The sequence below is a fragment of the Stenotrophomonas sp. Sm10 genome (assembly GCF_030985515.1).
Classification (GTDB): domain Bacteria; phylum Pseudomonadota; class Gammaproteobacteria; order Xanthomonadales; family Xanthomonadaceae; genus Stenotrophomonas; species Stenotrophomonas hibiscicola.
On sequence record NZ_JAPTFO010000053.1, the window covers coordinates 1 to 12,553 of the forward strand.

The window sequence follows — 12,553 nt, forward strand, 5'->3', positions numbered from 1 at the left end:
GGGGGGAGGGGGCGCATAACGATAAGTTTACGCTTTTGTCGTGCAGGTGCCGTGACTTCCGGCACGGAGCGCGGTTGCCTGCCATGGATGGGCACCGTTGTCATGCAGCCCTGCAGCGTGCTTCGCAAGGCCCGGTTCCGGTAACCTTGCGCCTTTCGCTTTGCAGGAATGCCTTACAGGATGAGCCACGACGCAGTTGCCCCCATCGCCGGCCAGGGAAAGATGCCGCGCCAGATCCCGTACATCATCGGCAATGAGGCCTGCGAGCGGTTCAGTTTCTACGGGATGCGCAACATCCTGGTGCAGTTCCTGATCACCTCGCTGCTGTTGCAGGAAATCACAGCCGAAGGCCGTGCCGGTGAAGCCAAGGACATCATGCACAGCTTCATGATCGGCGTGTATTTCTTCCCGCTGCTCGGAGGTTGGCTGGCCGACAGGTTCTTCGGCAAGTACCACACCATCCTCTGGTTCAGCCTGGTCTACTGCGCCGGCCATCTGTGCCTTGCCCTGTTCGAGAACAGCCGCGAGGGCTTCTTCCTCGGCCTGGGCCTGATCGCCCTGGGTGCCGGTGGCATCAAGCCGCTGGTGGCCTCCTTCATGGGCGACCAGTTCGACCAGAGCAACAAGCACCTGGCCAAGATCGTCTTCGACGCCTTCTACTGGATCATCAACTTCGGCTCGCTGTTCGCCTCGCTGCTGATCCCGCTGGCGCTGAAGAACTGGGGCCCGCAGTGGGCGTTCGGCATCCCGGGCATCCTGATGTTCATCGCCACCTTCGTGTTCTGGCTGGGCCGCAAGCGTTACGTGCTGGTGCCGCTGCCACCGAAGGACCCGCACTCGTTCGCCAACGTGGTGCGCACTGCGCTGACCGCACGCGCGGCCGGCCAGGGCCGCCCGGGCCTGGTGATCGCCGTGCTCGGCCTGGTGCTGGCAGCGGCGTCGTTCGGCCTGGTCGGTTCGCTGGGCATCGTGATCTGCCTGTGCCTGGCGCTGGTGGCCATTCTCGCCGGCATCGGTGGCGGCACCTGGTTGCAGCTGGACCGGGCCCGTGGCCAGCATCCAGCCGAAGCCGTGGAAGGCGTGCGCTCGGTGCTGCGCGTGCTGGTGATCTTCGCGCTGACCACGCCGTTCTTCTCGCTGTTCGACCAGAAGGCCTCGACCTGGGTCCTGCAGGGCCAGCAGATGCAGATGCCGAGCTGGTTCACCGCCTCGCAGATGCAGGCGCTGAACCCGCTGCTGGTGATGATCCTGATTCCGTTCAACAACCTGGTGCTGTACCCGGCCCTGCGCCGCTTCGGCTTGGAGCCGACCGCGCTGCGCCGCATGACCGCCGGCATCGCCTTCAGTGGCCTGGCCTGGATCGTGGTCGGCGGCATCCAGGTGGTGATGGACGGCGGCAACGCTTTGTCGATCTTCTGGCAGATCCTGCCGTATGCATTGCTGACCTTCGGTGAGGTGCTGGTCTCGGCCACCGGCCTGGAGTTCGCCTACAGCCAGGCGCCGCAGGCGATGAAGGGCGTGGTGATGAGCTTCTGGAACCTGACCACCACCATCGGCAACCTGTGGGTGCTGCTGTCGAACGCTGCCGTGCGCAACGACGCGGTGACCCACAAGATCGCCAGTACAGGCCTCAGCGAGGCGGCATTCCTGATGTTCTTCTTTGCCGGTTTCGCCTTCGTCGCGGCGTTGGCCTTCGGTTGGTACGCGAAACGCTATCGTATGGTCGACAACTACCGTAGCGCCTGAGCCTGACATGACCCCCGTCAATCTGCTGTTGATCGCCATCACCGCCCTCCTGTCGTGGATGGCGTTCAACAATCGCAAGCTGGCCGACCGCCTGATCCTGTGGCCGCCGGCCATCGACCGTCACCGCCAGTACGACCGGCTGGTGACCTATGGCTTCATCCACGCCGACTGGTCGCACCTGATCTTCAACATGATCACCCTGTTCTTCTTCGGGGGATTCATCGAGAGCGTGATGGTGCAGCTGACCGGCAGCTACCTGACCTACCCGGCGTTCTACATCGGCGCGCTGCTGGTCTCGATCCTGCCCAGCTACCTGAAGAACCAGAAGAACCCGAACTACCTCAGCCTTGGCGCGTCCGGGGCGGTATCGGCGGTGCTGTTCGCCTTCATCCTGATCAAGCCGTGGTCGATCATCCTGGTGTTCTTCATCCCGGCACCGGCGATCATCTATGCCGCGTTCTATGTCGGCTACAGCATCTGGATGGACAAGCGCGGCGGCGACCGCATCAACCACAGCGCGCATCTGGCCGGTGCGGCGTTCGGCGTGATCTTCATGCTGGCCATGCAGCCGAGCATCTTCACCCACTTCCTGCGCGAGCTTTCCAACCCGACCTTCCGCCTCGGCGGCGGTTGAAGCGGGTAGCGGGGCGAATCGGTGACGATTCGCCCCGGTTTTCAGAGCGTGTGCTGCTGGCCGTAGGTATCCAGCAGGCGGGCGAACACTTCCTCGCCGATGCGCTGGAAATCCTGGTCTTCGGTCTGCCCTTCCACCGCAAGTTGCAGCAGGCCCTCCAGCAGGGCGCGGTCAGTATCTGAATGGGAATCGCTGGGGTGCATCGGAGCCTCCGCGGGGGTGCGCATGGTCAACGGTCGCAAGGGGCGTGCCAAGCTGGCCGTACCCCTCCACAGGCGATAGCGGCCGTCAGCGCTCCAGCTTGAGGGTCGCAAACTGACGTGAATGGATCAGACTTGCCCCTGTTCAGGCTTCACGCGATCATGGCGCCCGGCTGCGCACCATCCACGCAGTCGCCGCAGGAGACAGTTCCATGGCTTCGGTCACGCCCCCCGGTCTGGCCTATGAGGTCGAACACGACCTGGCCAACCATCGCTTCACCGCCCGTGTGCGTGGACAGCTGGCGGTGCTGGACTACCAGATCAAGCGCAAACGCATGGTCATCACCCACACCGAGGTGCCTGAGCCGATCGCCGGCCGTGGCATCGCCGGTGAGCTGACCCGCGTGGCACTGCGTTTCGCCCGCGAGCAGAAGTACAAGGTGGTGCCGGCCTGTTCCTACGCCGAGGCTTTCCTGCAGCGGCACGAGGAGTACCACGACCTGCTCGTTGGCTGAGTGCCAGCGGGCCACGCTTCAGCCATGGCAGGCGATGATGTACAAACATGAACAGGGGATCCCGATGAAGATTGGAAACAACCGGCCACTGCGCGGCAGTGCGTTGGCCGGCGTGGTGGGCGTGCTGTTGCTGGCCGGTTGCCAGCGTGAAAGCGAGCCGGCACCGGCGGCTGAGGCGGCTCCCGCCGTCGAGGCCACCGCCGCAGCCGAAACGCCGGCCACGGAAGCGCCGCTGGACCTGCGCGACGTGATCGAGAACAACGAGCGCGAAGTGGTGGGCATCAGCTACCCGGCCGGCATCGACCGTTATCCGGGGTTGGCCCGTGCGCTGCAGAACTATGCGACGAGTGCGCGCAGTGACCTGCAACAGGCGTTGGACGGGCTCGGCAACGACAAGCCGACCATGCCCTACGAGCTGTCGCTGAGTTTCGAGAAACTGCTGGAAACCCCGCAGCTGGTGGTGGTCAGTGCTGATGGCAGCCGCTACACCGGTGGCGCCCACGGCGAACCGCTGGTGGCGCGCTTCGTATGGCTGCCGCAGCAGCAGCAGATGCTCAGTGCCGACAAGCTGGTGACCGATGCCAAGGGCTGGAAGGTGATCAGTGAGTTCGTCGCCGACCAGCTGCGCGAACGCGTGGCCACGCGGCTCAGCGGCGAGGACATGGACCCGGCCCAACTGCAGGAATCGCTGCGCAACGCATCGCGCATGATCGCCGACGGGACTGGCCCGCAGGCCGACAATTTCAGCCAGTTCCAGCCACTGACCGACGACAAGGGGCAGATCACCGCGCTGCGCTTTGTTTTCCCTCCGTACCAGGTGGGTCCATACTCGGACGGCACCCAGACCGCCGATGTACCGGCGGCGGTGCTGTTGCCGCACGTGGCCAGGGACTACGTGGAGCTGTTCGCACGCGGTTGACCGCAGTGGAGGAGGTGGCGTGGATACAGGGTTGCAGGAGCGGGTCACCGGCCTGCTTCACGAAGCCGGGGTCCGCATCGGCGGTACCCAGCCGCAGGACATCCAGGTGCATGACCCGCGCTTTTTCGCGCGGGTCATGGCCCACGGCTCGCTCGGCCTGGGCGAGAGCTACATGGACGGCTGGTGGGATGCCAACGTCCTGGATGAATTCCTTGTCCATCTGATGCAGGCGCACCTGGATGAACGGGTGCACGGCTGGCGCGAAGTGGCCGATGCGCTGAAGGCGCGCCTGTTCAACCTGCAGGCCGGGCAGGGCAGCTACGAGGTCGGCCGCCGCCACTACGACCTCGGCAACGATCTCTACCAGGCCATGCTGGGCCAGCGTCTGGTCTACAGCTGCGGCTACTGGCGCAATGCCGATGATCTCGATGCCGCGCAGGAAGCCAAGCTGGACCTGGTCTGCCGCAAGCTGGGCCTGCGCCCGGGCCAGCGTGTGCTGGACATCGGCTGTGGTTGGGGCGAAGCGCTGAAGTTCGCCGCTGAGCGCTACGGTGTGAGTGGCGTCGGCGTGACGATTTCGCAGGAGCAGGCCGAGTTCGCGCGGAACCTGTGCGCGGGCCTGCCGATCGAGATCCGATTGCAGGACTACCGCGAGCTGGACGAACCGTTCGATGCGATCTTCTCGATCGGCATGTTCGAGCACGTCGGTGACAAGAACTACGCCAGCTTCTTCGAGGTGGCCAAACGCTGCCTGTCGCCGCGTGGCCTGCTGCTGTTGCACAGCATCGGCACCAACGTCTCCCGGCATCGCACCGACCCGTGGATCGCGCGCTACATCTTTCCCAACTCGATGCTGCCGTCGGCGGCGCAGATCACCCGGGCGTTCGAAGGCCGTTTCGTGCTGGAAGACTGGCACAACTTCGGCACCGACTACGACCTGACCCTGCAGGCATGGCGGCGCAACGTGGAAGCAGCGTGGCCACGGCTGGATGCGCGCTATGACGAGCATTTCCGCCGCATGTGGCGCTTCTACCTGGCCGGGTCGATGGCCACCTTCCGCTGCCGGCACGCGCAGCTGTGGCAGCTGGTGCTGTCGCCGGAAGGCGTGCCGGGCGGGTACGTGGTGCCACGGTAGTGTTGCGTCGGGAGAGAGGGATAGATCAGGCCTGATACGACACTCATTGACGTTGACTACGGGTATTGCACGGCCTGCTCTCCGCAAGGGTGCCGACGACGCTAAGCTGTCGGGTCGGCGGCATTACCGCATTCCTGAAGGCGTTGCAGCATGGGTTGGGACATCACCTACCATCCAGTCGCGGACTCGGAAATCCGTGGCCTCTATTTCCGTGCGCTGGAGGACGCGACGCTGGTTGAGCCGCTGCAGCAGCAATTCCGGATCGAGCCGTTCTACATGGAGCAGCTCCAGGAACGCATCGACGAGGCTCGCTCGATCAGCGCAGACGTGCCCTTCGAGAAGGGGCATGCTTTGTACCTGGCGATCGTGGCCGGTCACCTGCGCCGGTATCACTATCTTCGCGGGAGCGCCCTTTCGTTCTTCATCGACGATCCGGTGGTTGCCCGCTATTTCGCGGACTGGCGGCAACTGGTGCCGCCACAGTGGGCGGACGCCGCTGCAGGCAACCACCTGCGCGAAAACTACGGTGGTGGTGTGTTCATCACGCATGACCGGCTGAAGCAGATGCGCGCGGACTACGCCGGGGACAATGACCTGCGCGCGCGTCTGCACGAGCTGTTCTCCGATGGTCGACTGGCCGTGTTCTGGAGCGTTGTCGATGATGCCATCGGCAAGGGATGCGGATTGCTGGAAGCAAGCGAGGTGGTCGAGCCGAATCCGATGGACCTCAACGCATCGACCAGCATGAGCAATCTGCTCAACTGCGCCCCCGATGGCGCGTTGCTGTACGCGGAGGCCGCCGCGGCCCAACTGCAGGAGTTCCTGGGCGCCCATACCTCTCCTGCAGCTGCTCCAAAAAGCCGATGGTGGGAGCGGCTGTTCCGGCGGTGACCGGAGATCATCCACGGATGGATGGGATCTACCGGGACTGCAGTAGATCCACGCCATGGGTGGATGCCACAAAAAAACCGCCCGGTCTCCCGGGCGGTTTTCGTTTCACGCTACCGCGCAGGCGATCAGTTGCCGGCGCCGGTCAGGCCACGCTTTTCCAGCAGCGGTTCGATCTGCGGCTCGTGGCCGGCGAAATCGCGGAACAGTTGCATCGCGTCGACGCTGCCACCCTTGGACAGCAGGGTGGCGCGGAAGTGGTCGCCGTTCTTGCGGCTCAGGCCGCCGTTGTCCTTGAACCACTTCTGGGTGTTGGCGTCGAGCACTTCCGACCAGATGTAGGCGTAGTAGCCGGCCGAGTAGCCACCCATGATGTGGCTGAAGTACGGGGTCTTGTAGCGCGGCGGCACCGGCGCGTAGTAGATGCCGTCCTTCTCCAGCGCGGCGCGCTCGAAGGCCATCACGTCCTTGGCGGCCGGCACCTGGTCGGCACCGATCTGGTGCCAGCGCTGGTCCAGCATCGCTGCACCCAGGTACTCGGTGGTGGCGAAGCCCTGGTTGAACTTGGCCGCCGCCAGCACCTTGTCCAGCAGCGCCTGCGGCATCGCCGAACCGTTCTGGTAGTGCTTGGCGTAGTTCTTCAGGATGACCGGGTTGTCGGCCCACATCTCGTTCACCTGCGAGGGGAACTCGACGAAGTCACGCGGCACCGAGGTGCCCGAGAAGTACGGGTACTTCACATTGGAGAACATGCCGTGCAGGGCGTGGCCGAACTCGTGGAAGGTGGTGTTCACCTCGTCCCAGGTCAGCAGGGTCGGCTGGCCGGCCGGCGGCTTCGGGATGTTCAGGTGATTGGCGACCACCGGCTTGAAGCCGGTCAGCTTCGACTGCGAGACGTAGGAGTTCATCCACGCGCCGCCGCGCTTGGAGGCGCGTGCGTACGGGTCGAAGATGAAGATTGCCAGCTGGCTGCCGTCGGCGTCGAACACGTCATAGACGGTCACGTCGTCGTGGTAGACCGGCAGGTCTGTGCGCTGCTTGAAGGTCAGGCCGAATTCCAGGTTGGCGGCATGGAACACGCCGTTCTCCAGCACGTTCTTCATTTCGAAGTACGGCTTCAGCTGCGACTCGTCGAAGTTGTACTTGGCCTGGCGCACCTTCTCGCTGTAGAAGGCCCAGTCCCACGGTTCCAGCTTGAAGGTCGGCTTGCCTGCGGCCTTCTGTTCCTGGTCGATCATCGCCTGCAGGTCGGCGGCTTCGCGCTTGGCGTTGGCCACCGCGGCCGGGGCCAGCTTGCCCAGCATCGCGTTGACCGCTTCCGGCGTCTTGGCGGTCTGGTTGGTCAGGTTGTAGGCGGCGAAGTTCGGGAAGCCCATCAGCTTGGCCTTGTCGGCACGCAGCTGCATGATGCGCGAAACCAGCGCGGTGTTGTCGAACTCACCGCCGCGGCTGCCGCGGCTGACCGACGCTTCGTAGATCTTCTGGCGCAGGGCGCGGTTGGCCAGGTTGGTCAGCGGCGGCTGGCCGGTGGTGTTGAGCAGGGTGATTACATACTTGCCTTCCAGGCCCCGGGCCTTGGCGGCTTCGGCGGCGGCGGCGATCTGCTCCTTGGACAGCCCGTCCAGTTCCTTGACGTCGTCGACGGTGATCGCCGAGGCGTTCACTTCCGACTGCACGTTCTGGCTGAACCTGGTGCCCAGGCTGGCCAGTTCGGCGTTCATCTCCTTCAGCTTGGCCTTGTCGGCCTCGGACAGCTTGGCGCCGGCGCGCACGTAGTTGTCGTAGTACTTCTCGACCAGGCGCACGCCTTCGGCGTCCAGGCCCAGCTGGCTGCGGGTGTCATACAGCGCTTGGATGCGGGCGAACAGCTTGCCGTTCAGCGCGATCGCATCGCTGTGCGCGGCGAACTTCGCCGAGTAGTCGGCCTGCAGCTTCTTGCGGGTGTCATTGGTGTCGGCGCCGACCAGGCTGAAGAACACGGTGGTCGCACGGTCGAGGATGTCACCGCTCTTCTCCAGGGCGATGATGGTGTTGTCGAAGGTCGGCTTGGCCTTGTTGTTGGCGATCGCTTCCACTTCCTTCAGCTGCTGCGCCATGCCGGCGTCGAAGGCCGGGGCGAAGTCGCTGTCCTTGATCCTGTCGAACTGTGGGAAGTGCAGCGGCAACGGGCTTTCGGCGAAGAACGGATTGGCCTGCTGAGCGGTGCTGCTGGCGGCCGGGGCGGCGCCGGCCGAGAAGGCGGGCAGGGCAAGGCCGAGGGACATGGCCACGGCAAGGGCAAGGCGGGTGGTCAAGGCAGGAACTCCGGTAAGGCAAACAAGGGCCCGAGGGTAACCCGGCCGGCGGCGTCCGCACTTGTGTCAAAAGGCATGTTGCCGGGGCCGGGCGCGGGTACCATGCATTCACCGCCCACGGCCCGCCATCATGACCAGCGCCTACGATTTCAGTTTCCGTGACCTCGACGGCCAGCCGCATGCGTTGGCCCGTTATCAGGGCCACCCGTTGCTGCTGGTGAACGTCGCCAGCCGCTGTGGCTTCACCCCGCAGTACAGGGGGCTGGAACAGCTCTGGCAGGACTATCGCGAGCGCGGCCTGGTGGTGATCGGCTTTCCCTGCAACCAGTTCGGTGCGCAGGAGCCTGGGGATGCGGCGCAGATCCGCCAGTTCTGTTCGCTGGACTATCCGGTCAGCTTTCCGCTGTCGGAGAAGATCGAGGTCAACGGCGAGGGGGCTGATCCGTTGTGGGCCTGGCTGTCACGCGAGAAGCGCGGCCTGCTTGGCAGTGCCCGTATCAAGTGGAATTTCAGCAAGTTCCTGGTTGATCGCCAGGGGCGGGTAGTGTCGCGGCATGCGCCCACCACCAAGCCGGAGCAGCTGCGCGACGAGATCGAAGCGCTGCTGTAACACGCCTTGTTCGCGCTGGAGGCGATGTACATAGTCAGTGCCCCAGCGCTGCTGCGCCTGCCTCGCGGTTGCGCACTTCTTCGGGCAGTGCATCGATCACCTGTTGCATGATCTGCGGCAGGCTGGCCTCGCTGTAGCCGCGGTGGGCATGGGCGACGGTGCCGTCGCGGCCGACGATGAACATGTGGGGTACTGCGACGATGCCGAATTGCTCGGCCAGCACGCCGCCGGGATCATGCAGGTACTCCAGCTTCGGCCAGTCGCGCTGACGGATCAGACGGCTGACTTCCAGTCGGGGTTCGCCCCAGTTGACCGCGTAGACCTTCAACGCGTCCTCGCCGACCACCTGTTGCAGATGGGCCAGGATCGGAAGTTCCTTGCGGCAGGGGCCGCACCAGGAGGCCCAGAAGGTCACGATCACGACCTTGCCGCGCTGCTCGGCCAGATTGACCGGATTGCCCTTGCGGTCGTTGCCCAGTGCCTGCGGCGGCACGTCGCCACGGGCGGGCGGCGCAGCCCACGCCGGAGCCGCCGCCAGCAGAAGACCGGCAATCGCCCACGCCCGCATCCGGTGCGGGATCCATGTGTCCATCATCCGTGTATTCCCCAGGAGGGCCATCGGCCCGTGTGTGGCGGACCATGCCGGCAATGCGCAGGGTATGCAACAGGTCGGGTGCAGAGGCGGGGTCGGTGCCCCGCGCTTTACTTCTCGACGAACGCGCGCTCGAAGACATAGTGGCCCGGCTGGCCGATGCGCGGCGAGACCTGGAAGCCGCGGGCGTCGAGCACGGTGCGCAGATCAGCCAGCATCTGCGGACTGCCGCAAATCATCGCGCGGTCGTTTTCCGGGCTCAGTTCCGGCAGGCCGAGGGTGCGCTGCATCTGGCCGCTTTCCATCAGCGAGGTCAGGCGGCCCTGGTTGGCGAAGGGCTCGCGGGTGACAGCCGGGTAGTACAGCAGCTTGTCGCCGATCATGTCGCCGAGGAACTCGTGCTCACGCAGTTCCTTCTCGAAGTAATCGCGATAGGCCAGGTCCTTCTCGTAGCGCACGCCGTGGCACAGGATCACCTTCTCGAAGCGCTCGTAGGTTTCCGGGTCCTTGATCACTGACAGCCACGGCGCCAGGCCGGTGCCGGTGCCCAGCAGGTACAGGTTCCTGCCGGGGTGCAGGTCGCTGATCAGCAGGGTGCCGGTGGGCTTCTTGCCGACCAGCACCTTGTCGCCCGGCTTGATGTGCTGCAGGCGCGAGGTCAGTGGGCCGTCCTGCACCTTGATGCTGAAGAACTCCAGCTGCTCTTCCCAGTTGGCACTGGCGATGGAGTAGGCACGCAGCAACGGGCGCGCCTCGGTTTCCAGGCCGATCATCACGAACTGGCCGTTCTCGAAGCGGAAGCCGCTGTCGCGGGTGGTGGTGAAACTGAAGTAGGCGTCGGTCCAGTGGCGGACCTCAAGCACCGTTTCGGCGCCAAAAGCGGTGGACATGGGCGTATCTATCAAAAGTCGTCGGGGGTGATTCTATCTCAAATGAGACAGGTTCTCATTGGGCGGGGCGAGAGGCGTTCTCAGCGATAACCCGCCGCCTGCAGCTCGAACAGCTCGGCGTAGCGGCCACCCTGTGCCATCAGCTGCGCGTGGGTGCCGCTGGCCTCGATCCGGCCGTCGGCCAGGACCAGGATGCGGTCGGCCATGCGTACGGAGGAAAAGCGGTGGGAAATCAGCACTGCGGTGCGATTATCCGCCAGTTCCCTGAACCGCTGGAACACCTCGAACTCGCTGCGCGCATCCAGCGCTGCGGTTGGCTCATCCAGGATCATGACCTGCGCATCGCGCATCCATGCGCGCGCGATGGCGATCTTCTGCCATTGGCCGCCGGACAGGTCCACGCCCTGCTTGAAGCGCCGGCCGATCTGCTGGTCGTAGCCACCGGGCAGGTCCTCGATCACTTCCTCGGCCATGCCGCGCCTTGCGGCGTCGGCAATGCGTGCCTGGTCGTCCATCGCCTCGACCTGGCCAACGCCGATGTTCTCACCCGCGCTGAGGTTGTAGCGCACGAAGTCCTGGAAGATCACCCCGAGGTTGGCGCGCAGGTCGTCCAGGTCGTAGTCGCGCAGATCGCGGCCATCGAGCAGGATCCGGCCTTCGTCCGGCTCGTACAGCCGTGCCAGCAGTTTCACCAGCGTGGTCTTGCCGGCGCCGTTCTCGCCGACCAGGGCCAGCACTTCACCTGCGTACAGCTGGAAATCCAGATGGCGCACCGCCCACTGTTCGGCATCGGGATAGCGGAAGCCGACGTTCTCGAACACGAAGCCCTGGCGGATTGGCTGCGGCACGCGCACGGCGCCTTCACGCGAGTGGATTTCCGGCTCGATCTGGAAGAACGAGAACAGGTCATCCAGATACAGCGCCTGGCTGGCGACCTGCGAGAAGCCGATCAGCAGGCCTTCCAGCAGCTGGCGCAGGCGCAGGAAGCTGCCGGCGAGGAAGGTCAGGTCGCCGATCGAAAAGTCGCCGCGCACCGTGCGCCACGCGATGTAGGCGTAGGCGGTGTAGTACCCCAGCGTGCCCAGTGCAGCCAGCAGCGTGCCCCAGAACGCGCGGCGCCGGGCCAGTGCACGGTTGGCCTGGAACAGCGCCACCGACAGCCGCCGGTAGCGTTCCACCAGGAAGCGGTGCAGGTTGTAGATCTTCACTTCCTTGGCCGTTTCCACGCTGGCACCGAGCTGGCGCAGGTAGTCGAGCTGGCGGCGCTCGGGCGTCCACTGGAAGTTGAGGCTGTAGCCGGCCGCGTTGAAGTGCGATTCGCCGATGAAGGCCGGCACCAGTGCCAGCGCCAGCAGCAGGATCAGCCACGGCGCGTAGACCAGCAGGCCGACGGCGAGGCTGGCCACGGTGATCGCGTCCTGTACCTGGCCGAACAGCTGGCTCATCAGGTTCATCCGGCCCATTGTCTGGCGCCGCGCACGGTCCAGCTTGTCCTGCAGGTCCGGGTCTTCGAAGTCCTCCAGGTCCAGCGTTGCGGCGTGTTCCATCAGCCGGATGCTGGTGGCATTGGCGAACAGTTCCGAGAGCAGCGCATCGGCGTAGCTTACCAGCCGGCCGAGCAGGTCCGAGGCGATGGCCAGGCCGAATTCCAGCGCCAGCAGGCCCAGCAGTGGATTGAGCAGCCCGCTGGACAGCGCCTCGCCCAGTGGCGGGAAGCCGGCACCGTGCTGGCTCAGGTGCAGGGCGCTGTCGATGATCAGCTTGCCCACGTACAGCATCGCCACCGGCAGCAGCGCGCGGATCAGCCGCAGGCCAAGGCTGGCCAGGGTGAGCGCGGGGCTGGTTTTCCAGACCATGCGCAGGAACGGCGGCAGGTTGCGCATCGCCCTGAAGCGCTGGCGCAGGCTGGGTCTGTTCGCGGCGGCGGCGCCAGCGGTGGGGGTAGCAGGCATGCGCATATTGTGCGGCCTGATACGTGCAGAGGGGGTCAGTGCAGCCGTGTGGCCGACACCGGGGTCCGATCCCTCTGCCACGCAACGGGCTCTGACCCCATCAGCCCGGATCGGGTCAGAGCCCATCGCGAAGCGAAGGGATCCGAACCTCCCGCATCCACGCATGGCGTGGACCCAC

At 65.1% G+C, this 12,553-nt stretch carries 12 protein-coding genes; 7 read left to right on the forward strand and 5 right to left on the reverse strand.

All coding sequences use genetic code 11. From position 1 onward, the window contains the following. The first annotated feature begins 180 nt into the window (after nucleotides 1–180). Complete coding sequence (locus tag O0J15_RS14450) at nucleotides 181–1,746, forward strand: oligopeptide:H+ symporter (protein WP_111098433.1); 1,566 nt, start codon at nucleotides 181–183, stop codon at nucleotides 1,744–1,746. A 7-nt stretch (nucleotides 1,747–1,753) separates the two neighbouring features. After that, nucleotides 1,754–2,380, forward strand: coding sequence for a rhomboid family intramembrane serine protease (locus tag O0J15_RS14455; RefSeq protein WP_155029834.1), 627 nt, complete (start codon nucleotides 1,754–1,756; stop codon nucleotides 2,378–2,380). A gap of 41 nt (nucleotides 2,381–2,421) precedes the next feature. Here the strand turns inward: O0J15_RS14455 and O0J15_RS14460 are convergent, their stop codons facing one another. Continuing rightward, on the reverse strand, nucleotides 2,422–2,583 hold the full coding sequence (locus O0J15_RS14460) for a hypothetical protein (protein WP_167692790.1): 162 nt from the start codon (nucleotides 2,581–2,583) through the stop codon (nucleotides 2,422–2,424). A 209-nt stretch (nucleotides 2,584–2,792) separates the two neighbouring features. Between O0J15_RS14460 and O0J15_RS14465 the strand changes: the two genes are divergently transcribed. From O0J15_RS14465 to O0J15_RS14480, 4 genes are all read left to right on the forward strand, one after another. Then, nucleotides 2,793–3,095 carry a GNAT family N-acetyltransferase gene (locus tag O0J15_RS14465; protein WP_005417588.1) on the forward strand — a complete coding sequence of 101 codons (303 nt, stop codon included), beginning with the start codon at nucleotides 2,793–2,795 and terminating at the stop codon, nucleotides 3,093–3,095. 37 nt (nucleotides 3,096–3,132) lie between these two features. Next, a complete protein-coding gene (locus O0J15_RS14470; RefSeq protein WP_134732265.1) occupies nucleotides 3,133–4,014 on the forward strand; it encodes a DUF3298 and DUF4163 domain-containing protein in 882 nt (293 codons plus the stop codon). Nucleotides 4,015–4,033: 19 nt separating this feature from the next. Then, the gene (gene cfa / locus O0J15_RS14475; protein ID WP_134735844.1) at nucleotides 4,034–5,149 is read left to right on the forward strand and encodes a cyclopropane fatty acyl phospholipid synthase; all 1,116 of its coding nucleotides are present in this window, start codon (nucleotides 4,034–4,036) and stop codon (nucleotides 5,147–5,149) included. Between the two features lie 150 nt (nucleotides 5,150–5,299). Next, nucleotides 5,300–6,040 carry a hypothetical protein gene (locus O0J15_RS14480; RefSeq protein ID WP_308305854.1) on the forward strand — a complete coding sequence of 247 codons (741 nt, stop codon included), beginning with the start codon at nucleotides 5,300–5,302 and terminating at the stop codon, nucleotides 6,038–6,040. Nucleotides 6,041–6,165: 125 nt separating this feature from the next. Here the strand turns inward: O0J15_RS14480 and O0J15_RS14485 are convergent, their stop codons facing one another. Then, on the reverse strand, nucleotides 6,166–8,331 hold the full coding sequence (locus tag O0J15_RS14485) for a M3 family metallopeptidase (RefSeq protein WP_155029833.1): 2,166 nt from the start codon (nucleotides 8,329–8,331) through the stop codon (nucleotides 6,166–6,168). Nucleotides 8,332–8,461: 130 nt separating this feature from the next. On the opposite strand from O0J15_RS14485, the gene O0J15_RS14490 reads away from it, so the two are divergent. Further along, a complete protein-coding gene (locus O0J15_RS14490; RefSeq protein WP_308305855.1) occupies nucleotides 8,462–8,941 on the forward strand; it encodes a glutathione peroxidase in 480 nt (159 codons plus the stop codon). A 34-nt stretch (nucleotides 8,942–8,975) separates the two neighbouring features. Here O0J15_RS14490 and O0J15_RS14495 read toward each other — a convergent pair whose 3' ends face one another. From O0J15_RS14495 to O0J15_RS14505, 3 genes are all read right to left on the reverse strand, one after another. Then, complete coding sequence (locus tag O0J15_RS14495; RefSeq protein ID WP_308305856.1) at nucleotides 8,976–9,533, reverse strand: TlpA disulfide reductase family protein; 558 nt, start codon at nucleotides 9,531–9,533, stop codon at nucleotides 8,976–8,978. Nucleotides 9,534–9,643: 110 nt separating this feature from the next. Continuing rightward, complete coding sequence (locus tag O0J15_RS14500) at nucleotides 9,644–10,423, reverse strand: ferredoxin--NADP reductase (protein WP_019660436.1); 780 nt, start codon at nucleotides 10,421–10,423, stop codon at nucleotides 9,644–9,646. Nucleotides 10,424–10,503: 80 nt separating this feature from the next. After that, nucleotides 10,504–12,375, reverse strand: coding sequence for an ABC transporter ATP-binding protein (locus O0J15_RS14505; RefSeq protein WP_021203023.1), 1,872 nt, complete (start codon nucleotides 12,373–12,375; stop codon nucleotides 10,504–10,506). Nucleotides 12,376–12,553 lie beyond the last annotated feature (178 nt).